17 protein-coding genes are annotated in these 25859 nt (G+C 40.8%); 2 read left to right on the plus strand and 15 right to left on the minus strand.

What is annotated here, in order from left to right; all coding sequences use genetic code 11:
- Window positions 1–44: 44 nt before the first annotated feature.
- From PTET_RS12640 to PTET_RS12690, 11 genes are all read right to left on the minus strand, one after another.
- Window positions 45–1013 (minus strand): PstS family phosphate ABC transporter substrate-binding protein, encoded by a 969-nt coding sequence (locus PTET_RS12640; protein WP_013465745.1) that lies wholly within the window; start codon window positions 1011–1013, stop codon window positions 45–47.
- A 79-nt stretch (window positions 1014–1092) separates the two neighbouring features.
- Window positions 1093–2439 (minus strand): phosphate regulon sensor histidine kinase PhoR, encoded by a 1347-nt coding sequence (gene phoR / locus PTET_RS12645; protein ID WP_096038717.1) that lies wholly within the window; start codon window positions 2437–2439, stop codon window positions 1093–1095.
- Between the two features lie 93 nt (window positions 2440–2532).
- A complete protein-coding gene (gene phoB / locus PTET_RS12650; RefSeq protein ID WP_013465747.1) occupies window positions 2533–3222 on the minus strand; it encodes a phosphate regulon transcriptional regulator PhoB in 690 nt (229 codons plus the stop codon).
- 619 nt (window positions 3223–3841) lie between these two features.
- On the minus strand, window positions 3842–4906 hold the full coding sequence (gene fba, locus PTET_RS12655) for a class II fructose-bisphosphate aldolase (RefSeq protein ID WP_008111197.1): 1065 nt from the start codon (window positions 4904–4906) through the stop codon (window positions 3842–3844).
- Between the two features lie 211 nt (window positions 4907–5117).
- Window positions 5118–6293 carry a phosphoglycerate kinase gene (locus PTET_RS12660; protein WP_096038718.1) on the minus strand — a complete coding sequence of 392 codons (1176 nt, stop codon included), beginning with the start codon at window positions 6291–6293 and terminating at the stop codon, window positions 5118–5120.
- Between the two features lie 50 nt (window positions 6294–6343).
- The gene (epd, locus tag PTET_RS12665; protein ID WP_016900482.1) at window positions 6344–7357 is read right to left on the minus strand and encodes an erythrose-4-phosphate dehydrogenase; all 1014 of its coding nucleotides are present in this window, start codon (window positions 7355–7357) and stop codon (window positions 6344–6346) included.
- 183 nt (window positions 7358–7540) lie between these two features.
- The gene (locus PTET_RS12670) at window positions 7541–8287 is read right to left on the minus strand and encodes an SIMPL domain-containing protein (protein WP_096038719.1); all 747 of its coding nucleotides are present in this window, start codon (window positions 8285–8287) and stop codon (window positions 7541–7543) included.
- A gap of 134 nt (window positions 8288–8421) precedes the next feature.
- Window positions 8422–9045: a 3'-5' exonuclease gene (locus tag PTET_RS12675; RefSeq protein WP_096038720.1), complete on the minus strand. Its 624-nt coding sequence runs from the start codon at window positions 9043–9045 to the stop codon at window positions 8422–8424.
- A gap of 5 nt (window positions 9046–9050) precedes the next feature.
- Complete coding sequence (locus PTET_RS12680) at window positions 9051–10889, minus strand: DUF294 nucleotidyltransferase-like domain-containing protein (protein ID WP_013465753.1); 1839 nt, start codon at window positions 10887–10889, stop codon at window positions 9051–9053.
- Between the two features lie 140 nt (window positions 10890–11029).
- The gene (locus PTET_RS12685) at window positions 11030–12754 is read right to left on the minus strand and encodes a sodium:solute symporter family protein (RefSeq protein ID WP_096038721.1); all 1725 of its coding nucleotides are present in this window, start codon (window positions 12752–12754) and stop codon (window positions 11030–11032) included.
- A 10-nt stretch (window positions 12755–12764) separates the two neighbouring features.
- On the minus strand, window positions 12765–13028 hold the full coding sequence (locus PTET_RS12690; protein ID WP_008464847.1) for a DUF4212 domain-containing protein: 264 nt from the start codon (window positions 13026–13028) through the stop codon (window positions 12765–12767).
- Between the two features lie 462 nt (window positions 13029–13490).
- Here PTET_RS12690 and PTET_RS12695 point away from each other — a divergent pair, with 462 nt between their 5' ends.
- Window positions 13491–16931, plus strand: a complete 3441-nt coding sequence (locus PTET_RS12695) for a hybrid sensor histidine kinase/response regulator (RefSeq protein WP_013465755.1) — start codon at window positions 13491–13493, stop codon at window positions 16929–16931.
- 48 nt (window positions 16932–16979) lie between these two features.
- On the opposite strand, the gene PTET_RS12700 is transcribed toward PTET_RS12695, so the two are convergent.
- From PTET_RS12700 to PTET_RS12710, 3 genes are all read right to left on the minus strand, one after another.
- Window positions 16980–19583: a DUF2339 domain-containing protein gene (locus PTET_RS12700; RefSeq protein WP_096038722.1), complete on the minus strand. Its 2604-nt coding sequence runs from the start codon at window positions 19581–19583 to the stop codon at window positions 16980–16982.
- Window positions 19584–19659: 76 nt separating this feature from the next.
- A complete protein-coding gene (locus tag PTET_RS12705) occupies window positions 19660–20559 on the minus strand; it encodes a GGDEF domain-containing protein (protein WP_096038723.1) in 900 nt (299 codons plus the stop codon).
- A 71-nt stretch (window positions 20560–20630) separates the two neighbouring features.
- Complete coding sequence (locus tag PTET_RS12710; protein ID WP_096038724.1) at window positions 20631–21215, minus strand: YqaA family protein; 585 nt, start codon at window positions 21213–21215, stop codon at window positions 20631–20633.
- A 188-nt stretch (window positions 21216–21403) separates the two neighbouring features.
- Here PTET_RS12710 and PTET_RS12715 point away from each other — a divergent pair, with 188 nt between their 5' ends.
- On the plus strand, window positions 21404–22639 hold the full coding sequence (locus PTET_RS12715; protein ID WP_013465759.1) for a TMEM143 family protein: 1236 nt from the start codon (window positions 21404–21406) through the stop codon (window positions 22637–22639).
- 81 nt (window positions 22640–22720) lie between these two features.
- Here the strand turns inward: PTET_RS12715 and PTET_RS12720 are convergent, their stop codons facing one another.
- On the minus strand, window positions 22721–25858 hold the full coding sequence (locus PTET_RS12720; protein WP_096038725.1) for an efflux RND transporter permease subunit: 3138 nt from the start codon (window positions 25856–25858) through the stop codon (window positions 22721–22723).
- Between the last annotated feature and the right edge of the window lies 1 nt (window position 25859).

Genomic DNA, 25859 nt, shown 5'->3' on the forward strand with positions numbered 1-25859 from the left:
CAAAAAAAACCGCTCATTTGAGCGGTTTTTTAATTATTAGCGGTTTATTTTAAGCCTAACTTTTTCAACTCAACTTCAACTAGCTTTGCAGAAAGTGGCACATAACCATCTTTTTCTACAATTTTTTGACCTTCTTGCGAAAGTACCATCTTTAAAAACTCAGCTTCAACTGGGCCAAGTGGCTTATTTGGGTGTTTATTTACATAAACATATAAGAAACGTGAAAGTGGGTATTTACCTTGAGCTACGTTTTCAAGCGTGGCATCAACAAAGTTAGTACCTTTTTTAGATAACGGAACAGTACGCACACCCGATGTTTTATAACCAATACCAGAATAACCAATGGCATTTAGTGATGCTGAAATTGACTGTACAACAGAAGCTGAACCCGGTTGCTCGTTCACGTTATTACGAAAATCGCCTTTACATAAGGCTTTCTTTTTAAAGTAACCGTAAGTCCCTGATACTGAGTTACGTCCATATAATTGCACGTCTTTTGCAGCCCAATCACCTTCTAGACCAACATCACTCCAGCGGTTTACTTGCTCTGGTGCGCCACATTTACGTGTTGATGAGAAAATAGCATCGATTTGGTCAATACGCAGCCCTTCAATTGGGTTATCTTTATGAACAAATACCGCCAATGCATCAATTGCTACACGTACTTGTGTTGGCTTATAGCCATAGCGCTTTTCAAATGCTTCAATTTCTTTCGACTTCATAGCACGGCTCATTGGACCTAAATTTGCCGTTCCTTCTGTTAATGCTGGTGGCGCAGTAGACGAACCTGCCGCTTGAATTTGAATATTTACATTTGGGTAAATACGCTTATATTCTTCAGCCCAAAAGGTCATCATGTTGGCTAACGTATCAGACCCTACCGATGAAAAATTACCTGATACACCGCTAATTTTTTGATACTCAGGCATACCGTCTTCTAATGCTACTGCTTGCGCAGATACAAATGTTGTAACAGCCACACCCATTGCGGCAACTAAGTTTTTAAATTTCATTTTGGGGTTCTCCAGTTTGTTCGTCCCATTTCCTAACTGCGGTTCACTCTAAAGTGAGTACATGACAATGGTGTGACTCTTAAATGACACTTTTATGACTAGCAGTATTACTCGTCACTAATGGCGAAATAGAGATCAGCCTATCGCTTGAAAACGCAAAAGAAAAACAGGAGCCTTTACCCAGTTCACTGTTAATTTTTAATTGGCTACCATGGCGAGTAAGTACATGTTTAGTAATTGCTAAGCCTAATCCTGAGCCACCTGTGGTGCGGCTTCTGGCTTTATCGACCCGATAAAAACGCTCAGTTAAGCGATTTATATGCTCTGGTGCAATACCATCACCATTATCGGTAACACTAAAACATGCCTGTTCATTGTTGCGCTGCCAACACACCTCAATTTTACCACCTGGCTTAGTATAATGAATGGCATTAAATACTAAGTTTGAAAACGCACTTCTGAGCTCATCCTCAGCACCGGTAATATCAAGTGACGCATCAATATTAAAAAAAAGTTGATGGCCTTTATCTTGATTTATAGACTGTGCTTCAGTTTCAATCAGTTTTAGCAATTGCGGTACATTTACTGCCTTATCATTACTGTGGCGTTTTGCGCCTTCAATACGTGATAACGAAAGTAACTGATTCACTAAACTATCCATGCGTTTACATTGCTCTAGCATGGTAGTTTGTGCTTTATTCCACATTGCAGGCGGAGGGAGCGAATCACTGTCGAGCATTTCAAGGTAGCCGGTAACAACCGTTAAAGGAGTTCTGAGCTCATGAGACACATTAGCAACAAAGTCTTTACGCATCTGCTCAAGCTGCTTTAAACGGGTGACATCGCGTACTACCACCAATAACTGAGTGTTAGCATAAGGCATCACCCTAAATTCAAGAACTTGCTCAACACTGTGACCACTTTCAAGCTCCAGTGCATCACTAAACTCTTTACGGCGCATATATTTAGCAAATTTAGGATCGCGAATGAGGTTATCTAAACGCTGACCATGATCAACCGGCCATTGTAACCCTAACACTTTGAGTGCAAGTTGATTACACCACACAATTGATAAATCGTTTTGCAATACAACAACAGCATCAGGCACCGCCTCAGCACCGTCACGAAAACGGCGTATCAGCTCTGCCAGCTCGTTACGCTTTTTACGATTACGATGTTGCAGCTGATAGATGCCTTCAAATACTTGCTCCCACGACCCCTCACCTTCAGGTGGGTTAAAGCTGCGCTGATTATGCAGCCAATCACTTAAACGATAAAGTTGATGGTAATGCCACATAAGTAGCGAAAAAGCGCCCAAAAACAACATCAAAAATGGGGCACCAATAAGCATCCCAATTAAAAGTAAAGGTATAAAATAGACAAACAGCCGCTTTGTTAGCGCCTGCTTGTTAATAACTCGATACATACACGCTCTTTACCTTATAAACGCTAGCAGACAAGTTGACTGAGCTAGGTTAATAGATTGCTACTTAACTAAGTAAGCTTAATTGTAAGCACACTATAATTTACTCGAAAAGCGATAACCAGCTCCGCGTACCGTTTGTACTAAGCGGTCGTGTCCAAGCGTAGCAATCGCTTTACGCAAGCGACGAATATGAACATCTACTGTTCTGTCTTCAACATACACATTCGTGCCCCATACATGATCAAGCAGTTGCTCACGGCTGTAAACCCGCTCTGGATGGGTCATAAAAAAGTGTAATAGTCTAAATTCGGTTGGCCCCATATCAAGCTCACTGCCCCCTGAGGTAACACGATGCGAAATAGGGTCCAAGCGCAGGCCGTGCACTTCAATTGCTTCTTCTAAAGAGGTAGGTGCTACTCGGCGAATAACCGCTTTGATACGCGCCATTAACTCTTTAGGTGAAAACGGCTTAGTAACGTAATCATCAGCACCGACTTCTAAACCGCGTATTTTGTCTTCTTCTTCGCCGCGAGCAGTCAGCATAATGATAGGGATTTGGCGTGTGTGTTCATTTTGTTTGAATTTTTTAGCGATTTGAATTCCACTACCACCAGGTAGCATCCAATCGAGTAACACCATATCTGGATAAGGTTCGACCATTGCGGCTATTGCAGAATCATAATCTTCTGCCTCAATGGCTTGAAAGCCATTTTGTTCTAAAACAAAAACCAACATTTCCCTGATAGGTGCTTCGTCATCAACGACTAATACTTTACGTGACATTCCAATTTATCTCTTAGGCTATTGAGTAGGTTTCATTATTATGACTAAGTATGACATTTTTATTAAAGTGTAACGTCTAAATTAAAATGAGACTAAAAAAAACACAAAATAGTAACAAAAAATTGAATATGTCATATTTTTACCATCTTGAGCAGTAAATAAAAAAGTGGTTTGCAGTAAAGTGAGTCGTTATTAAAGGCACTATTTATGATATTAACTTGGGATCATCAAATTACTAACTAGCAGCTATTTTTAGGCTTAATAATAAAAGTCGGCACCTATTTAGATCAGGTTTATTATGATCTTAAATACAAGGATCAGAGTTTTATCAAGCAGATCCCTTTTCGGATCACTATTTTACCCACTAACAAAGCTAAACCAATGATTTACTGTGTGATTTTTATCCATTAATTATGATGTTCGACACTTAAAAGTACAAAATGCGTCACTTTAAGCCCTTCACTTAGTAAAGTAATGATCCCAGATAAGGTTAGTTAGTAATCGAGTGATCCCAGATTTATCGGTAAGTAAAATACTGATCTCTTACAGATCAAAAAAGCCAGTGCGTAAGCAACTGGCTTTTTATAATGAGTGCGAGAGTATCGCCGTTATTGGCTCATTATTTTATTTTTGGGTTTAACTCACCGCTTAAGTATTTAAGGTGCATTTCATCTAATGAAATTGGCTTAATTTTACTTGCTTGACCCGCCGTACCAAACGCTTCGTAACGAGCGATACAAATATCAGTCATTGCTTGGGTTGCAGCAGCTAAAAACTTACGTGGGTCGAAGTTAGACGGGTTCATCGCTAAATGACGACGAATCGCACCGGTAGACGCTAAACGTAAGTCAGTATCAATGTTTACCTTACGCACACCATATTTAATACCTTCAACGATTTGCTCAACTGGCACGCCGTAAGTTTCTGGAATTTCGCCACCGTATTGGTTGATCACTTCTAACCACTCTTGTGGAACAGAAGACGAACCATGCATTACTAAGTGGGTATTTGGTATACGCGCGTGAATTTCTTTAATACGATCAATTGCTAAAATGTCATCGGTTGGTGGACGAGTAAATTTGTAGGCACCGTGTGATGTACCACAGGCAATAGCCAGCGCATCAACATGGGTTTTATTTACAAAGTCTGCCGCTTCTTCTGGATTTGTTAGCATTTGCTCAGTGGTAAGTTTACCCTCAGCGCCAACACCATCTTCTTCACCCGCTTCACCAGTTTCAAGTGAACCTAATACACCTAGCTCACCCTCTACAGATACGCCACACGCATGTGCCATTTCAACTGTTTTACGTGTTACATCAACGTTGTAATCGTAGCTTGACGGAGTTTTACCATCACTCATTAACGAGCCATCCATCATTACTGATGAAAAACCTAACTGAATTGAACGTTGACATACACCTGGTGATGTACCGTGATCCTGATGCATAACCACGGGGATATGTGGCCATTCTTCAACTGCCGCTAAAATCATATGACGAATAAAAGGTGCACCGGCATACGCACGTGCGCCCGCAGAACCTTGTACAATAACTGGGCTGTTTGTTTTATCAGCCGCTTCCATAATTGCACGCATTTGCTCTTGGTTATTTACATTAAACGCGGGTACACCGTAACCATGCTCTGCGGCATGATCAAGAAGTTGTCGCATACTGATTAAAGCCATTGGGTATTCTCCAATTTATCGGTAGTTATTTTACTACCTAGTTTGAACGGATTTGTTAGTTTGGCGCAATCACTGCGCCATGAATTAAAAGGCAAATGGCCTAAAATTCATATTATTAACGACTAAATAAAAGTGAGAGGTATTTACTCGTTAATTGTAGCAGATGTGAAATAAGCACATCTGCTTTACGGCTAGCTAATACCCAAAGGTATTATTTAGCGCGTGATTCTAGCATTGCAACTGCAGGTAGTTTTTTGCCTTCTAAAAACTCTAAGAACGCACCACCACCTGTAGAGATATACGATACTTTATCACTAATGCCATACTTATCAATTGCCGCTAGGGTGTCACCACCACCAGCAATAGAAAATGCGCTTGAATCAGCAATCGCTTTTGCAATAGCGCGAGTGCCATTACCAAATTGATCAAACTCAAACACACCCACTGGGCCATTCCATACAACAGTGCCCGCATTAGCAATAATTTTTGCAAGTTTGTTTGCTGTATCAGGGCCAATATCAAAAATCATATCGTCGCTGGTAACTTCGCTTACATCTTTAAGTGTTGCTACAGCTGATTCTGAGAATTCATTACCCACAACAACATCAGTCGGTACTGGAATTTCACCATTGTTAGCTTTTGCTGCTGCACATAAGCGATTAGCTTCGTCCATTAAGTCAGCTTCAAAAAGGGACTTACCTACAGGATAACCTGCAGCGGCAATAAAGGTATTAGCAATACCGCCACCGGTAACAAGCTGGTCAACAATTTTAGATAACGAATCAAGTACGGTTAACTTAGTTGACACTTTAGAGCCACCCACAATCGCCACTAATGGGCGTGCTGGGTTATCAAGTGCTTTGCCTAGCGCTTCAAGTTCAGCCGATAATAATGGACCGGCACACGCTACATCAGCAAATAAACCTACACCATGCGTTGATGCTTGTGCGCGATGCGCAGTACCAAAAGCATCCATTACGTACACGTCACATAATGCAGCTAATTGCTTTGATAAGGTTTCGTCGTCTTTTTTCTCGCCTTTATTAAAACGCACGTTTTCAAAAACAACGACTTCGTTATCTGCAACATCAACGCCGTTTAAGTAATCTTTTTCTAGGCGAACTGTTTGCTCAAGTGCATCATTTAAGTAATCGACAACCGGAGCCAATGAAAACTCTTCTTCGTATTGCCCTTCCGTAGGACGGCCAAGGTGTGACATAACCATCACTTTCGCGCCTTTCTCTAACGCTAGTTTGATAGTAGGTAACGCAGCACGAATACGTGCATCTGACGTCACTTTTCCTGCTTTAACGGGTACATTTAAATCTTCACGAATTAATACGCGTTTGCCGTTTAAATCTAAATCTGCCATTTTAATGACCGACATGAACATCTCCTTAGTTAACGATACTGAACCTGAAAAATACGTTTTAAATATTACTTAAATGCCATCATAGCACGCGCGGTATCGAGCATGCGATTCGCAAACCCCCACTCGTTATCACACCAAACTAATAACTTTATCAGTCGTTTATGACTAACACGTGTCTGTGTGCCATCTATGATACAAGAATGTGGGTCATGGTTAAAATCAACCGATACCAACGGCTCTTCGGTGTAACTTAAAATACCTTCAAGGCGGTCTTTAGCTTGTGCTTTAAGCGCATTATTAACCGCACTTAAATCTACATCTGCATTAACCGTGACACTTAAATCCATCGCCGTCACATTAATGGTCGGTACACGGACCGCAATGGCCTCAAAGCGACCTTTAAATTTAGGTAAAATACGGTCTATACCACGGGCTAATTTTGTATCTACAGGAATAATAGACTGGCTGGCGGCACGCGTACGGCGTAAATCATGATGATACGCATCAATTACTTGCTGATCGTTCATTGACGCATGAATGGTCGTAATAGCACCTGATTCAATGCCAAAGGCATCATCGAGTACTTTAATAACAGGAACGACGCAGTTAGTTGTACACGAGCCATTAGAGACAATAGTATGCTCGCTTTTAAGCTCATCGTCATTAATACCGTAAACAATAGTGGCATCAACATCATTATCCGCAGGATGTGAAAACAGCACCTTTTTTGCGCCCGCAGTCAAATGTAACTGTGCATGCTCACGTGAGTGGTAAACCCCCGTACATTCAAGCACCACGTCAACATCTAACGTTTGCCACGGTAATTCAACTGGATTTTGTTCACAAAATAACGCAATGGTGTCATCAGCAACGCTGATAGTGTCTTCACCTAGTTTAACTGGAAAAGCAAAACGACCATGAGAGGTGTCGTATTTTAATAAATGGGCAATAGCTTCAGGGTCGGCTAGTTCGTTAATTGCAACAATTTTGATCTCGTCGCTTAAGCCTGATTCGTATAGTGCACGGACAATATTTCGACCAATACGACCAAAACCATTAATTGCAAGTTTGATTGCCATGAAATATAAAATCCACTCTAGTTACGTACAGAGAAAGGCAGCGTCGCCTTTTAGATGGCGGTATTGTAATCGACCTTGCCTGTGATTATAAGAGCCAAGCATTAGAAACTTTAAATTAACGTCATAATCAACACACACTGCACTTTTACTTTTAGCCCTGCTAGTGGGTATTTGCACTGTTTGCTATTTTAGTTTTAAATCAAACACCACCTTTATTGATGCTTTAACGCTTATTGTTGCGCCTAAATATTGCTGCTGCATAAATGGATTCTCGTTATTACTAGCAACCATACTATTTCTGTGGCTAGATAAAATAATGTGCTTAACACCGCCCGCGTCATAATCGTAATCTGAGCTGCTGGAATTTGCACTGATACTGTAAACGTTGCCAAGTTCAGCGCCAAAAGCTTGAGCGAGCTTATTTCCCTTCGCTTTTGCGTTATCGATTGCTAATTGTGTTGCCTCTGCCTCTAACTGATTAACTTTAGAGGATAAACCATTAATTTTTTCGATATTGTCTATTTTTAAGCTTTGAGAAAAATTAATAAATTCATCGACTTTTTTAATATCTTTTAATGTGACTTTAACTGTTTTCAGGGCTAAATACTTATCGCCTGAAACAGTCCCAGATTCTGTACCAATCATAGTGTATACCTTGCTTTTTAAACCAGATATATAAACATCGTCTTGGCCAAAACCGTATTTGTCTGATTGTTCAAGTAACAAGCTAATCCGGCCATCAAGCTCACGTTTAGCCTCAAGGAATGTATCTTCAGTGCTTTTTACTTCAAATATAATTTGAGCCATATCAGGCTCAACAAATACCTCAGCTGACCCCTGCACTGCAATGTGACGATTAGCTGGCACGCTTGAATTAGCAAAAGTAATAAGAGGGAATAAGGTAATAAAAATAGCGATGATAAGTTTCATATTCGTTCCTTGAATTCATAATAAATCACACGTTCCCATAGTTATACAAATAAAAACAAAAGTAAACTGCCTCAGTAATCTAGTATTTATGTATTCTTTATAGTTAGGTTGGGTTTCGCTTCGCTCTGCCCAACCTATGTCAACTCGCCTACTTTGAGCTCCTTACCGGCGCTTATCTGATGGCATTGGGCTAATAACAACTCAGCAGTGGCTTGTGCATCGGTAAGGGCGTGATGACAATGATAGCTTGGTAAGTCGTAGCGTTTACGGCATTCATTAAGAGTTAAATCGTCTAATTTTATATCTGAGCTATGTTTTAGCAGACGCTTTTTTTCTATTTGTAAGGTGTCGATAATCAACTTGGGGCGCTGGGTGATCCCTGCATTTTTTAGTGCTAACTTTAAAAAACCCCAATCGAGCATGGCATTATGAAATACTAAAATACAGTCACTAAAGTGAGCGCTTAAAGACGTTAAAATGCTTTGTAAACTTTGCCCTTGTGCCACCGAGTCAGTACTAATGCCATGAAAAACGGGGCTCTGCTCTAGACTTTTCACCTCTTTATTAACCAAATGCTGCGACTGACTGTTTTTGATACATTCGTTATCAATCAGTACCCAAGCAACCGAGACAATTTCATGTTGTTTAGGATCAAGCCCTGTTAATTCCAAATCAATCACTAAGTAACGTTGCTTTAAAGCACTTTGCATGAGCAAGTGGCGGCGCTTTAAATAACGAGTAATAAGCTGCTTAACCATTGTTGTTACAAACTCCCACGCGCAAATTTAAACGCCGCGCCTTGCTGCGCTTGTTTTACTAGGTAAAACGCTTCTTTAAGCTGATGACGCTCTAACGAATTGAGCTTATCTGGGTTTATACAATTGCTGGGTAACCCCTCTTCGTTTATTTGTGTGCGCAGCCGAAGCTGAGTTAAAAATCGCCAACAATCTTTTAAATTATAAATATCTTCTTTGCTTAACAATGAATACTTTAATAAAGCGTCTAACCGCTCTTGGGTGTTAGCACGGCGGATGCCTACTTTTAATGCATACAGCCTTGCCAGATCGTTAATGATCACAACCCCGCGTTTTTTAAGATCGATGTATTTGTGATGCTGCTCGGTTTTTTCAGTTTTAAAGTTATTAAATAACCCAATCGGCGCGCTGTTGGTATTCACATCGCTGGCCATTGCCGCATAAAAAAGATCGTTGCGAGAAATATGGGTTAACTCTTCACAAAACTGGCTATAAAGCGTGGTTGATCCTTCAATAAAACGCAGATCAAAAAATATTTTACAGTTGAGCATTGCCTGGGGTGTGGGGCTGGTGATCCACTTTAAAAACTTCGCCCGCCAATCACTAACACTCATTCGACACGCATCACTGCTGGCCATAATGTTACCAGGGCAACGACGAATACCGCATTCAACTAAGTTTTCACAAACAAATTCACCCATTTGTTTAAAGTACGCGTGCTGCTCATCGTTTAGACCATCGGGTAATAACAAGCCGTTATCTTGATCAGAATGCAGTGTTTGCTCTTCGCGCGCTTGAGAGCCAAAACAAATAAAGCTAAAGCTCGTAGGTGCAACACCATGTTGTTGTTGAAATAAAAATATTAGCCTCGAGGTTAGCGCATCGGTTAAACCGCTGAGTAGTTTTCCAATCAGTGAAATATCATCAATATTATTAGAAAACCCCTTTAATAACTCAGGAATTTCTTTAGCGTAACGCTTTAAATCAGCGACATTATGCGCTTTATAAATACGACCAATGAGCTGGACAGGGTCGCTTTTTTGTTGGCGTAGTAAGTCTGTACTAGTGATCATACCTAGCGGTTTATGATTTTCATCAAGCACAGGTAAATGATGAATATTATGCTTAAGCATTAAGTGTAGCGCTGAAAACACACGATTATTTTCAAATATAAACTTAGGCTTATTGGTCATAATACTATTGATAGCTTGCGCGGGGTCCACCTCATCAGCAAGCACTCGATTACGTAAATCACGGTCAGTAACCACCCCAACAAGGTGCGAGTTTTCGGTGATCATTATTGAAGAAACCCCATGCTCTTGCATTTTTTTAGCACTATGACGGATGCTGGCATCGGGGGGCAGCGTTATCGCTTTGCGAGTCATGATCTCTGAAATTTTACGCTCAGACCAGCTGTCGTTGTTGCTCTTATAATGCGATGACAGTAATCGATTTGCATGTGCACGGACAAAGTATTGCTCAAAGGCTTTATATTCTCGGCGTAAATAATCAAAATGCGTTTGGTCGAGCATATACACTATGCCCTCTTTTTGTACTTCTAAACTGTTTTGAATTGCATCTCCCGTTAGTAAAGAGGGGTAACCAAAGTAATCACCTTGAGTTAAACGCGTTACCGTATCGCCTTTGGCATCGACTAAATCGTATAACCCGGAGCGGATTAAAAATAATTTAGGCTGTTCACTGTTAAGCCATTGCGTTTGGTTTTCTCGGGTCAAATAAATACTATCGAGATGGTTAACAAAATAACTGCAGGCGCTGTCCTGTAACATTGAAAATGGTGCTTGCTTGTTAATAAACTGCGCGACTTCCTGTTGCTCACTACTCATAAATCATCCTCAATAAAAAAGCGACTTAACCTGAAATATGGTTATTTAATATAGCGATTATTTAATGTAGTCATTATTTAAACAAATAAAAAGCCCGACTTAAGTCGGGCTTTGATGGGTTATATCATTAGATATATGGATTAGTGAGCATGCGCTTCACTAGACCCTTTAGGATTACGAATGCCTTCCACCATTTCTTGAATTTCAACTGGTGTTGGTTTAGTCATTTTCATTACAACTGCCGCTACTGCAAAGTTAATGATCATACCTACTAAACCAATCCCTTCAGGTGAAATACCTAAGAACCAATTTTCTGGGCTATTAAGCTCTGGGCTCACAAACTTGAAGTAGATGATGTATGCAGCAGTAAAGGTGATACCCGTTACCATGCCTGCAATTGCACCATGTTTATTCATTGATTTAGAGAAAATACCCATAATAATTGCAGGGAAGAAGCTCGCCGCCGCTAAGCCGAAGGCAAAGGCAACAACCGAGGCCACAAATCCTGGCGGGTTAATCCCAAAGTAGGCGGATATTACAATAGCAATCATCGCTGCTAACCTCGCTGCAAGTAATTCTTGCTTGTCGGTTATATCCGGTTTGAGTGTCCGTTTTAGCAAATCGTGCGATACTGAGGTTGAAATAACCAATAGTAAGCCCGCTGTAGTCGATAGTGCCGCGGCAATACCACCAGCAGCAACGAGTGCAATAACCCATGCTGGTAAGTCGGCAATTTCAGGGTTCGCTAGTACCATAATATCGCGGTCAACGTTTACTTCGTTCGCGCTATTAGGGTCAGTGATTTTACCTGATGTGTAAAACATTTTGCCGTCACCATTTTTATCATTAAAGGTAATTAGGCCTGTGCGTTCCCAGTTTTTGATCCATGCAGGTGCATCTGCATACGCTGTGCCGCTACCGTCTTTACCATTAATGGTGTCAATCATGTTTACACGGGCAAACGAAGCTACTGCAGGTGCTGTTGTGTAAACAATAGCAATGAACACCAGTGTCCACGCCGCTGAAATACGTGTGTCCTTTACGCGAGGTACAGTGAAAAAGCGAACAATTACATGTGGTAAACCAGCAGTACCCACCATAAGAGCACCTGTAATTGCAAATACATCAATCATGCTCTTCGAGCCTTCAGTGTATTGACCAAAGCCCAACTCAGTACTTAAACCATCTAATTTATCCAATACATACATGCCTGAACCATCACTTAGCGTGGCACCAAAGCCTGTTTGTGGGAAAAAGTGACCGGTTGCCATCATAGAGATGAAAATAGCCGGTACTAAATAAGCAAATACCAGTACACAGTACTGCGCAACTTGCGTGTAAGTAATGCCTTTCATGCCACCAAGTACAGCATAAAAGAAAACAATAATCATGCCGATGTAAACGCCGGTTTCAATTTCAACTTCTAAGAAACGCGAGAACACCACACCCACACCACGCATTTGACCCGCAATGTAAGTAAAACAAATAAAGATGGCACATAAAATAGCCACTAAGCGCGCAGTACGTGAGTAGTAACGGTCCCCGATAAAGTCTGGCACAGTAAACTTGCCGAATTTACGTAAGTAAGGCGCTAAACACATGGCCAGTAGTACATAACCACCCGTCCACCCCATTAAGTAAACACTACCGTCATAGCCAGCAAACGAAATAATACCTGCCATTGAAATAAATGACGCAGCACTCATCCAATCCGCAGCAGTTGCCATACCATTGGCTAGTGGAGGTACACCGCCACCAGCAACGTAGAATTCATTTGTTGACCCAGCACGAGCCCAAATTGCAATACCGATATAAAGCGCAAAGCTTAAACCGACAATTATAAATGTGAGTATTTGAACATCCATTGACTAGCTCCTATTCGTCTACGCCATATTTTTTATCTAACGTATTCATTTTGAAAACGTACACAAAAATCAAAGCCACAAAGGTATAAATCGCGCCTTGCTGGGCGAACCAGAAGCCAAGTTTAAACCCAAAAAAACGTACTTCATTTAGTACATCTACAAGTAATATGCCAAAGCCAAAAGAGACCACAAACCATACCGCTAATAACTTAAACAGTAATGAAATGTTTTCTGCCCAATAAGCTTTTGCTTGTTCTTCATTTTTAAAAGCCATTTTTATTTTCCCCTTTAAACATCGCAAGATTACGATGGGTGGTTTTTTATATTCGTTAATCAATTTAGCAACGCTACTCAAATATTGAATTGCGACAATAGTCGTAACAACATGTTAACGTTTTCGTAAACTGTAGGCGCTTAATTAGTAAACAACAAGTGAACTACTTTAATTTCAGTAAGTTAATTAATTTATTTGCGAGGTGTTTACGCCAATTTTTGAGTAAAGCGTGGGAATAAGACATTAGTCTAACTAAATAACCAATTTAAAATAAATCATTAAAAATCAATACTTTATTTTATTTATAGATAATATAAATAAAATGTATACCCCCCTATTTAACCCGCAACCAAATATCGTAAAAACCCAAACTACCTCAAACGCCAACTGACACTCGCATCTTGAAATAGTTTGGGTATAGTTATGGCAAATTATAAAAATATTCTACAAGGTTAAATAAACATGACGGCTGTACTACTCATTGTTGCCTTTGGCTACATAGGCGTGCTGTTTTGGCTGGCTAATTGGGGGGATAAAACCACGCCACTTGCCAAGCGTATTAGTCATCACCCGTTTGTGTATTCATTTGCACTAGGTATTTATTGCACTTCATGGACTTACTACGGCTCAGTAGGCACAGCAGCGACCAGCAGCTGGAGTTTTTTACCTATATTGTTAGGCCCCGCTTTATTGTTTTTTTTCGGTCAAGGCTTTTTACGTAAACTGGTACTGGTGAGTAAAAAACAAAATATCACCACTATTGCCGACTTTATTTCAGCCCGCTATGGTAAGCGTCAAACCACCGCCATTATGGTGACAATAATCGCCTTATTGGCCACCATTCCGTACATTGCATTGCAATTAAAAGCACTCAGCTCTAGCTTTTTACTCCTACAAAACAGCAATCAGATATCAGGGGATATTTTAGCGCTATCGGCCACGTTAATGATGGCGCTATTTGCTATATTTTTTGGTACGCGCAAAGTTGATGTAACCGAATACCGTTCAGGTTTAATGCTCGCTGTGGCGTTTGAATCTCTAGTTAAACTGTTTGCCTTAGCCGCCGTTGCAGGGCTTGCGATATACAGCTTATTTAATTTACCTACCCAAAGTAGCAGTCAAGTTGCCGAGTCTATTTGGATGCACTGGACACACTTTGACTTTTTTAGTTTTAATTTTATCGGCCAGTCACTTATGGCAGCAGCGGCTATTATTTGTTTGCCACGCCAATTTCATGTAACCGTGGTCGATAACCAAGATAAGCGCCATTTATTCACTGCGCGTTGGGCCTTCCCGCTGTATTTATTGCTAACAGCAGCAATGATTTTACCTATTGCCACCGCTGCGATTCACCCAGAAATAGGCCGCAGCTTATCACCAGACAGCTTTGTACTTGCCTTACCTATGCTGCACAATAATGCTTTTTTGACTACGTTTGTGTTTATTGGGGGGCTTTCAGCAGCTACAGCCATGATTGTTGTAGCCACATTAACGTTAAGTACCATGATCTCAAATGATGTGGTATTGCCGTTAATGTTACGTCGTAAATTTAAACGTAACTTAATTACCAGCAGCTATAAATCACGTATTTTACTAGTGCGTCGATTTACCATTGCCGGAGTACTTATTTTAGCTTACTTCTATCAGCAATGGTTTGGAAATGGCAGTGCACTGGCTAGTATGGGATTGGTTGCTTTTTCATTGGTATCGCAACTATTGCCTGCCATTGTGGGTGGTTTATATTGGCGAAAAGGCCATGCCTATGGGGTTTATGCTGGACTACTCGCCGGCGTGATATGTTGGGTGCTGTTTTTAATGTTGCCTATTTTAGATGCCCCCAACCCACTAGACAGTGAGTTACAACAAACCCTAATAACGCGCGGTACACTTATCGCTTTGTTTGCTAATATTGGCTGTTACATTAGTTTTTCGCTAGGGGCTGAAGAGCGCTTAATCGACAAAATTCAAGCGGCTGCTTTTGTTAATCCTAAAGATCAGGCTATTTTATCGCGTCGATTAAATAAAAATGTAAAAGCCACGGTATACGACTTCAAAATACTGCTACAGACCTTTTTAGGGATTCAACGTAGCCAGCAAGTATTATCACACTATGCGCTTCATCACGACTTAAACGACAACAATGCTCACCCTCGCGCTGACTTTATTGCTTACTGCGAACGTGCGCTTACTGGGGTATTAGGTGCATCATCAGCGCAAGCACTTATTCATACCGTATCATCGGGCAAACGCATGGCGTTTGAAGAGGTGGTAAACTTTTTTGATGAAACCACACAAGCACTGCAGTTTAATCAAAACTTATTGTTTACCTCGTTAGAGAACTTAAGCCATGGCCTATCCGTTGTTGATAAAGACCTAAACCTCGTTGCTTGGAATAAGCGCTACAGTGAAATGTTTAACTACCCCGAGGGCTTTTTACAAGTTGGCCAACCTATTGAGGAAATAATCCGGTATAACGCAGAGCGCGGTGAATGTGGCCCAGGTGAAATTGACCGTCATGTTGATAAGCGAGTTCAGCATTTAAAAAATGGTAGTTCACATCACTTTATTCGCCATCGTCGAAACGGCCAAGTGTATGAAATGATCGGTAACCCACTTCCTGATGGCGGATTTGTAACCAGTTTTTCTGATATTACTACTCACATTAGTACTCAAAATGCGCTAGAAGAAATTAATATGGACTTAGAAAACCGTATTGAAGCGCGCACCCAAGAAGTACAAACGATTAATAGTAATCTACAAGCACAAATAGATAGCCGCGTACAAACAGAGCAAGCACTTACTTTGGCCAAGCGTGAGGCAGAACAAGCTAATGATAGTAAAACTCGCTTTTTAGCATTGGCAAGTCACGATATTTTACAGCCATTGAATGCTGCACGTTTATACCTTGCCGCGATTGATGAAACACAACTAGACACCACGAATAAAAATAATTTTAATAAGCTTGGCGACAGTTTAGATTCAACGGTGCATTTAATGTCGGCCTTACTCGAAATTGCAAAATTAGAACAAGGCGCAATGACCCCAAGCCCACGTCACTTTTGTATTGACGATATTTTAGACCCTCTCAAAAGTGAATATGCCATTTTATCAAGCGATAAAGGACTGTCATTTACAGTGCGCTCAAATAAGCAAATAGTGCATAGTGACATTACCTACTTGCGCCGAATACTACAAAACTTGCTGTCTAATGCGATTAAATACACCGAAAATGGCCGAGTGCTAATTGCCTGCAGAAATCGTAAACACAGTTTACGCATAGAGGTATGGGATACAGGCCCAGGCATTAGCGATATTGAACAGGCAAAAATATTTAACGACTTTTACCGAATTGAAGCGGGCGACAATAAAGGCGTAGGCCTTGGTCTAGGGGTAGTTAAACGTATGGCTGATTTACTGAGCCTGCCGATTGATGTGGTTTCTTTACCTAATAAAGGCAGTCGATTTAGTATAGAAGTGCCTTATGGTGATGCGCAATTAGTGCAACAAAAACAAACAAATCAAAATATCGTAGACAACCGCGCTGCGATTAATATTATTGCCGTTGACGACGATCCTGAAAACTTAGCCGCGATGGCCAGCTTATTGAAAAAATGGCGGGCAAATTACACCTTATTCGACAAAGTTGATGCTGTGTTAGCGTATGCTAAAGCGCATGCAGCGCCCGATGTTATTTTAATGGATTATCAATTAGGTAATGATTGGGATGGCATTACTTTAATTAAAACACTGCGAGAGACTTGGCAAAGCGACATTCCGGCAATTTTAATTACCGCGGTGCGTGACACCGAGCTAAAACAAACAACCAAAGCTGAAAATATTCATTACCTAAGTAAACCAGTAAAACCAGGTAAACTTAAGGCCCTGCTTAATCATAGTACTTAACCACCAATAAACGCTTAAGCCCAGTAAAAACTGGGCTTAAAGCTATGCTTAATTGCTATAATTACGCTTTCTTAGTTTTTGGAACAACCAACTAAGCCCGACTAACGAAAGCCCTAAGCCAATAAACGATAATGCCTTTAAAAGCCCAGTTAAATTAGCCATATCAATTAAAAATACTTTAACGATTACCGCACCAAGAATCCCCAAACCGACATTTTGTAATAACCGCAGCTGTTTTAAATGTCCGGCGATCACCACCAATGCGCCAAGTAATAACCAAATAACCGAATAGCTATATAGCTCGGCGTCACTGGTTGCCTTATCAAGGTAAATAAAGCCGCCTTGCCAATATTGGCGGATCAAGGTGTTGATAGCTAATACCGCTAATAAACCAGACACACCGAGTGTAATTTGACTCAATTTAGCATTTAACGATTTAACTAAACTCGCTAACCATAACGCCAGCAGGCTCGGGACGAACCAGATTAAAAGCACCCAGTTAAATATTGGCGTTTCACCAACATAAAGACGCATTAATAACGGATTATCATCCAACGTTGTATTGATTAATAATAAGCCAGCTAACGCTGATAAAATCAAACCTGCAGTGCGGTATAACTTACCCAGCTGCCCTGCACTTTGCGCGCGATATAAATAAACGCAGCCTAAAGCAAGCAAGTTACAGCTGAGCAAAACTTGCTCATAAAAACTTAAAGAAAACAACTGAGGGTAGTGCCCTACCAGTTGATAACTGGTTTCGGTTGTCACAAATAACGCTAAACAATGCAGTGCCGCCCCCTCTAACCATATTTTTAGTTTTGAAGTATTAAAACATTTAGCCGCTGCAAAAAATAACCCAATACACAGCGGGTAAACAACTAAGCTCCAATGCAAACCAAAGATAGTTAGATCATCATAACTAGGCGTCCACGGCGATAAGGTAAGGCGTAAAAGTAATGCCGCCACAAGGGCTTTTATTGGCCAGTGTGGCATAGCCACACTGTATTTTTTTATTAATAAGCTCAGCAGTAATACTTGAACAGCCAGTGCAATGGTAAGGCCGCTATCGCTCAGTAGCATAGTAATTGCTAAAGTGATATTGGCGTTTGCTCCCACCCAATAACTAAAACGTTGCCATAAGGTTGTATTATTTTGCGTAAATTTAATTAACACCGCACTCATTAAACATAACAATACCGCCCAAAGTGGATAAGCGGTTGCTAAAGCCGTATTTGGGATCATCGCATACAAAGTGCCAACTAATGCAAACACGCTTAATGAAGCAAGCAAATGAAAAGCTAATCGTTTTGGGTATTTATTACCAAAATAGAGTCCATAGCCACTTAACCCCAGGGCAAGTAATAAGCCTAGCCCATATTCGTTTTTAAAAATAAATAACGCATCATCAAAGGCATAAGTTTGTTTAGCACTGACCACTAGTAACAGCGCAATCACTAAAGAAACCCCTTGCCATGCATCCCAACGGCTATTTTTTAACACTAAAAATAGTAACAAAGCGATGCTTAACAACGCCACGATTTGCCATTGTAAATTAAACAAACTCAATAGCATGGCAATCATTAAAGGCGCCATAAAGGCCAGTAATAATCCGTGATCTGGAAATAAGTTAACTAATCGTTTGAAGCTGTGCGGGCGCACTTCAAGGGTATTAAAGGTTAACCCTAAGCGTGCAATAGCGATTAATCCTAAAATACTTAACAACGCAAAAGCGCCTATTAACCACACTGTGTCGTAGGTAAATAAAGTGAGTCCAACCAAATACCAGCCAATATGCCCTGCCCATAATAAATACCACAGCCAAACACGCTTTACTTTTTGTGCCACTAATGTCGCAGCAACACTCACAAGGGCAACATAAATAAGCAAAGAAAATAACTGCCCACTGCCCGTATTTACCCAAATAGGAACACTGTATGCGCCTATAATGCCTATTACTGCAAGTAAAGGGCCTAGCTTTATTGCCATTGCACTAGCACACAGAGCAATAACTGCTAAGCCAATAAACGCCCACTCAGCACTGAGCATGCTAAAGCTGTTATAAGCTAAAAACATTAAGGCAAAACAGGTTATAAAGCCGCCACTAGCCAAGGCTGCAGGAATATAATTATTAAAGCCTTCAAAAACGATACGTTTATAATGTAAATAGGTCGCCGCTGCGATTAAGCCAACACCAAATAACCCACCAGCACTGAGCCTCATTGCTGGTGAAAGTAGCCCCGCCTCTAAACTGTATTTTGCTAAAAATACGCCACCTAAAGCCAAAGCAATAGCACCAATCCAAGTCATCCAGTTTTGTTCAAAGCCTGCACGTAATTGTTTAAAAAGCAGTTCAATACTCGATGGCTTTTTAATTGCTACTTTAGGTAGTGGCGTATGTTTAATGCTCGCAGGTTTATAATCAGAGGCAGGAATGTCTGCGCGGTTTAAAGGTTTTGCGTTATCTGGTTGTGTGTTTACAGGGGATTTGCTAGGGACTGTATTTGGGTTTAACTCATACTGTGATAGCTTGAATTTTAATACTGCAATCTCTTGTTTTAAGCCGTTTAATTGCACTAAGGCAACTAAACCACATACGCCTCCTGCAACAATCGCAATAGATATAATGATTGCTAATCCGATTAACTCATCCATACAGTCCCTTTTTTATTTTACAAAACAAGTACCCAAAAAAGTTACAAACAAAGCTTATACCATAAAATTACGATGGTTAAGCAACCTCAAGGCGATCACGGCCTGCTTTTTTAGCGCGGTATAATGCTTGATCAGCACGTTTCATCACATTATCAAAGCTCTGCTCACTGCTACGATGTGCAATACCAATGCTAACCGTTAAAGAGCGCTGATTTTGCACTGTAATAGTGCGAGCAGTCTCTAGGATAGTCTGCGCAAAGTTAAGTACTTCATCAAGCTCATAACTAGGCAGATAAGCGGCGAATTCCTCCCCCCCTATGCGAGCAAATATATTTTCATTGTTAAATAGCGCATTTACTTTGCTAGCAAACTGTTTAAGCACCTGATCGCCCACATCATGGCCAAAGTCATCATTAATACGTTTGAAGTGATCAATATCTATGATTAAAACAGTATAGGGATTATTAGCAATCCCCTTCACATGCTGATAAAAGCAGCGTCGGTTATACACTTTAGTTAAATCATCTATAATAAACTCTTGCGCCAAGCGGGTGTGCATTCGCTGCATAAAGTGCATGGTTTTAAATAAACCATAAGCGGTAATTAGCATACCTAATGTGCGACATAAGTCTTCTACGTAATTGCTTATCCAAAAAGGCTGACGTATCACTTCATCGAGCACATCGGCAGTAGAGCCTACAATCCATAGCATTAAACCGATACTGACATATAAATACGCTTTTTTAGCTAACCGTGAACATTGCACTACAAAAAAAATAGCAAAAATCACCACTAAATTAATAAAGTCAGTGGTAAAGCCATAGAGGTTTTGGGTTATGTCTAATGGGGGAAAGTACATCAACGAAAAAATTGAGAAAGCGATAATAAACGCCAGCGTCATCAAAATTAACAGCTTATTTAATCTGGTAATTTTAACAAAATGGCTTAACTTTAAACTCACTTTTTCCGGGTTCATCATAGGCGATATTTACATTATTTTTATAATTACTATTAAAAACTATACCACAAATTATAAAACGGATTGATTTATATTAGTGTGCTAACAACCCAGCCAATAGCAACTAAAATAGTTAACCCAATCATGGTTTTAGTTTTATGTTTACTGATAAGTCGCTCAGCTTGATTGCCTGCATAATATACCACTAACGCTAAACCAAAATAACGTATAGAGCGAGCAATAGCGCTTGCTAATAAAAACAGCGCCAGCGAATACTTAGTCGCGCCAGCGGCCAACATCGCAATTTGAAACGGAATAGGCACAATACCTAAGCTTAATACAAACCAAAAACCTTGTGCCTGCATTTTTTGCTTAACGTTTTCAAACTGTTCAGCACTAGAAAAGGTATTAATGATCCAATCGCCCACTACATCAAATAAATAATAACCCAACGCATAACCAAACAACGCCCCAATAACACAGCCGATTGTGGCCATAAGGGCAATTTGCCACAGTTTTTCACGCCTTGCCTGCATTAAGGGCACCAGTACTGCTTCAAGTGGAATGGGCACTATGGTGGATTCTAAAAATGAGGCAAACGTAATACCGCTGAGCATATTTTTAGACTCAATAAACTGACGTGTTTTTTGCTTGAGCTTTTTTTGTATAGCCATTAAACATCCTTTTAACTACTGAGATTAATATTTTTAGCGGGTACTGGCATCATCGCACAGTTAGGTTAATCTAACCTGAAAATATAACGCCTTATTATTTATAGATTTAACATTGGCAAAATAGTAATACTTCCCAGAGTACTTTATTATTGCTCAATGCCATTATACTTTTCTGACAATTATTAATTATGCAAACTGCGCGTTTTATTCCTTTTAGAAAGCAAGATATCATAGGCATGTGCAGCCAAGAGCTTGCCGATAGTGCACAACAAACCTCTTTTAAACAGTTTTGCGACGTGCTCGCCAGCCTGATTCATTATAATTACCACTCAACCCTTGAGTCACTGAAAAACAATTACGCACCGTTTGATCCTAATAGCGACACCCGCTCGTTAGCCCCTGTCTCGAAGGAGCAAAAAGCCCAGTGCCAACGCGATTTTGCAAAAGATTTTGCCAACGTATTAAATGCGGCTAATTTTGAAGTGATCACCAATGAAGACCTACAAGATGCACTCAACGAAGAATCGCTTTTTAAGGTACGCCTAGAGGTAGAGTTTGACGACTTTGAAGAAGTGGTCTTTTATCGCAGAGGCGAATCGCAACTTACCGAAACCATAACCAGCTTTTGGGGCTTACGTAAAAAGCCACTGCATTTTACCAACTACGACCGCGTAGCGGTATTTATTCGCTTTAAAGATAAAGCCTATTTTGAATCAAAAAATAAACTACCTATGGGGTTTGAGCCAAGTTCTACCATAGTAAAACTATTTCAAAATGTGCCAAAAGCTGACTTAGAAATGCTGTTTCCGAATAGCGAAGTGCGGATGCGCCCGATTGATAAAATTATTATTGGCTCATCTGCACTTATTGGCGGTGCGGTGGTGTTAGTTACCAAACTGGGCGCCTCATTACTTTTATTGTTTGCTTTGTTTGCATTTTGGGGAGGGTTTAGAGATGAAGCCGTTACCATGACTCAGCAGCACTTTATTACATTAGCGATTGGTATTGGGGTATTTGGTAGTTTTGTTTTTAAAGAGTGGAGTAAATTTAAAAACCGCAAAATTAAATTTATGAAAGCGTTGAGCGATAATCTGTACTTTAAAAACCTAGATAACAACGCCGGTGTATTCCACACTCTGATAGACGCTGCCGAAGAAGAAGACATTAAAGAAGCCCTGCTTGCGTATACGTTTTTACTAAAATCTAAAAATGGCTTAAGCGCACACGCGCTTGATGAGCAAATAGAGACGTGGTTTAAAACTAAGTATCAATGCGAGCTAGATTTTGAAATTAGTGATGCGCTTGAAAAACTTGAACGTATGCATTTAGTAACCTGCACAAACACCCTATATAACGCGATAAATCTAGAGCACGCAAAGGCCATATTAGATGAACGCTGGGATAACCTGTTTCAATATAATTAAACTGCACGCTTTACTTAATAACAACGAAAAAGCAGCTGACACTTCAGCTGCTTTTTACGTTATTACCTAATTAGTAATTAGTTAAGCTGTTTGCGGCTTTTTAAATTTTGTATGCACTAACTTATAAAGTGCTGGCAAAATTAATAGTGTTAGTAAGGTAGATGACATAATACCGCCTACAACCACGGTTGCTAATGGCCTTTGCACCTCAGAGCCGGTACCGGTATTGAGCGCCATCGGTATAAAGCCTAAACTTGCCACAAGCGCGGTCATCAGCACGGGGCGTAATCGCTGTAATGCGCCGCTGTGTATTGCATGGTATAAACTTAACCCTTCGTTTCGTAACTGCTTAATAAACGACAACATCACTACACCGTTTAATACCGCAACACCACTTAGGGCAATAAACCCCACACCCGCTGAAATAGAAAGCGGCATATCTCGTAGCAATAACGCCAATACCCCACCGGTCAGTGCCAGAGGTACACCGCTGAATATAATGAGTGAATCACGCAGCGATCCAAAAGCACTATAAAGTAAGCCAAAAATAAGCAATAAAGTCACAGGCACAACCAACGACAAACGTTTACTCGCCGATTGTAATTGCTCAAACGTACCGCCGTATTCAAGCCAGTAACCGCTAGGTAGGTTAAGTTGTGCGTTCATTTTCGCTTGGACATCACTTACAAAGCTTGCTAAATCGCGCCCCGCTACATTGGCCGTTACTACCACATTACGCTTACCACTTTCGCGGTTTATTTGGTTAGGGCCTTTTTCAATGCTGATTGTAGCCACTTCTCCCAGCGGTACAAATGCAAGCTCAGGGTTACTACTTTGAGGTAATGCGACAGGTAAACGCGCAAGCGCAGAGACATCATCAGACCAACGCTTATCTAAGCGTACTAATAACGAAAAGCGCTTATCCCCCTCATAAATTAGCCCTGTTTGCACCCCACCAACAGCAGCGGCAAGGGTTTGTTGAATGTCGTTTACGGTTAATCCTAATAGCGCCATATGGTCTCGCATTGGGGTAACAGAAAGTGTAGGCAAGCCCTCCATTTGCTCTAAACGAACATCAGTAGCACCGTTTATATTTCGCATTAAACCAGTGGCTTTTTCGCCAAACTGTTTGAGTATGGCTAAATCGTCACCGTAAATACGCAGCGCTACATCGGCACGCACACCGGCAATTAACTCGTTAAAGCGCATTTCTATAGGCTGGGTAAATTCATAGTTATTACCAGGTACCTCATTCACACGATGACGAATTTGCTGCACTAACGCGTCTTTACTTAGTGACGGATCTGGCCATTGCTCACGCGGCTTTAACATTAAAAAAGTGTCGGCAACATTAGGCGGCATAGGGTCGCTGGCTACATCTGCAGTGCCAATCTTTGAAAATACGTTCGCAATTTCAGGTTGCTCTAATAAAGCCTGCTCCAACTGCTTTTGCATTTGCACCGATTGTTCAATACCGGTGCCAGTAATACGCAGCGCATGCATTGCAATGTCACCTTCATCTAGCTGCGGTAAGAATTCGGCGCCCATATTTTTAACTTTAAAGCCAAGCACTAATACCAAAACAGTGGCAATACTCACCATCAGCCACGGTAATTTAAGCGATAAGTTAAGCAGTGGTTTGTAGATTTTTTTAACACCACGCATTACTGCGTTTTCGCTTTCATCTACTTTACCACGCACAAATACGGCAATAGCCGCCGGCACAAAGGTGACAGCAAAAATAAGTGCACCTATTAACGCGGCAACCACGGTAAACGCCATAGGCTGAAACATTTTGCCCTCAACACCACTGAGCGCAAATAGCGGTAAATACACCAACATAATAATTAAAATACCAAATACTGCGGGGCTAAACACTTCTTTGGTGGCTGAAGTTACAACCTCTAAACGCTCACTGAGCGTAAGTAAGCGGCCATGTTTATGTTGAGCTATCCCTAATTGACGAAGGCAGTTTTCAACCACAATCACCGCGCCATCAACAATTAATCCAAAATCGATTGCACCTAAGCTCATTAAGTTACCCGAGACTCGATTGCCCACCATGCCTGTAATAGCAAATAGCATACTCAGCGGAATAACCATGGCGGTAATAAGCGCACCAGTGATATTCCCAAGCAATAACAACAGAATGACGATGACCAATACCGCACCTTCAAACAGGTTTTTTTGTACTGTGGCGATAGTTTTATCAACCAGATTGGTGCGGTCATAAACAGGCTCAACAATAACCCCTGCAGGTAAACTTTTTTGTACTTGTATAAGCTTATCAGCCATGGCTTTGGCAACCACACGGCTATTTTCACCAATTAGCATCATCGCCGTGCCTAATACGGTTTCCTCGCCATTATAAGTAGCCGCGCCAGTTCTGAGTTCTTTTCCTAAGTATACTTTTGCCACGTCTTTAATTCGCACAGGAGCATCATCACGCTTAGCAATAACGGTGTTTGCTATATCCGCTAATGTTTTTAATTGCCCAGGTGAGCGCACTAAATATTGGCCGTCAAAGCGCTCTATATAACCGGCTCCGCGATTGCTGTTATTAAGCTCAAGTGCACTAATAACATCGTTGATTGTTAGCTTATAAGCGATGAGCTTTTCTGGTATGGGCGCAACTTGGTACTGGCGCTCAAAGCCACCTTGGCTATTTATTTCGGTTACGCCTTTTACTTTTAAAAGCTGCGGACGAATAACCCAGTCTTGTAAAGTACGTAAATCTTCAGCGCTGTAAGGCATACCATCACTTTTTAACGCATCGGGTTTTGCATGCACGCTATAGGTAAATATTTCACCTAAACCACTGGCAATAGGTCCAAGGTTTGGCTCAACATTATTAGGTAAATCGGCGCGAATACTTTGAATACGCTCTCCAATTTGTTGACGCGCCCAATAAATATCGGTGCCTTCATCAAAAATAATGGTTACTTGAGAAAGCCCATAGCGAGAAAGCGAACGGGTATAATCAAGTTTAGGAATACCCGCCATCGCCGTTTCGACTAAGTAAGTAATACGCTGCTCAACTTCAAGCGGGGTAAAACCAGGCGCTTTAGAGTTAATTTGCACTTGTACATTGGTAATATCGGGTACCGCATCTACCGCTAAGTTTTGGATGTTATACACACCAAACCCAGCAAATAAAAATGTCAGTGCCAATACCATCATGCGGCGTTTAACCGCAAAAGAAACAATCCAGTTAATCATG

The organism is Pseudoalteromonas tetraodonis (genome assembly GCF_002310835.1).
Taxonomy (GTDB): Bacteria; Pseudomonadota; Gammaproteobacteria; order Enterobacterales; family Alteromonadaceae; genus Pseudoalteromonas; species Pseudoalteromonas tetraodonis.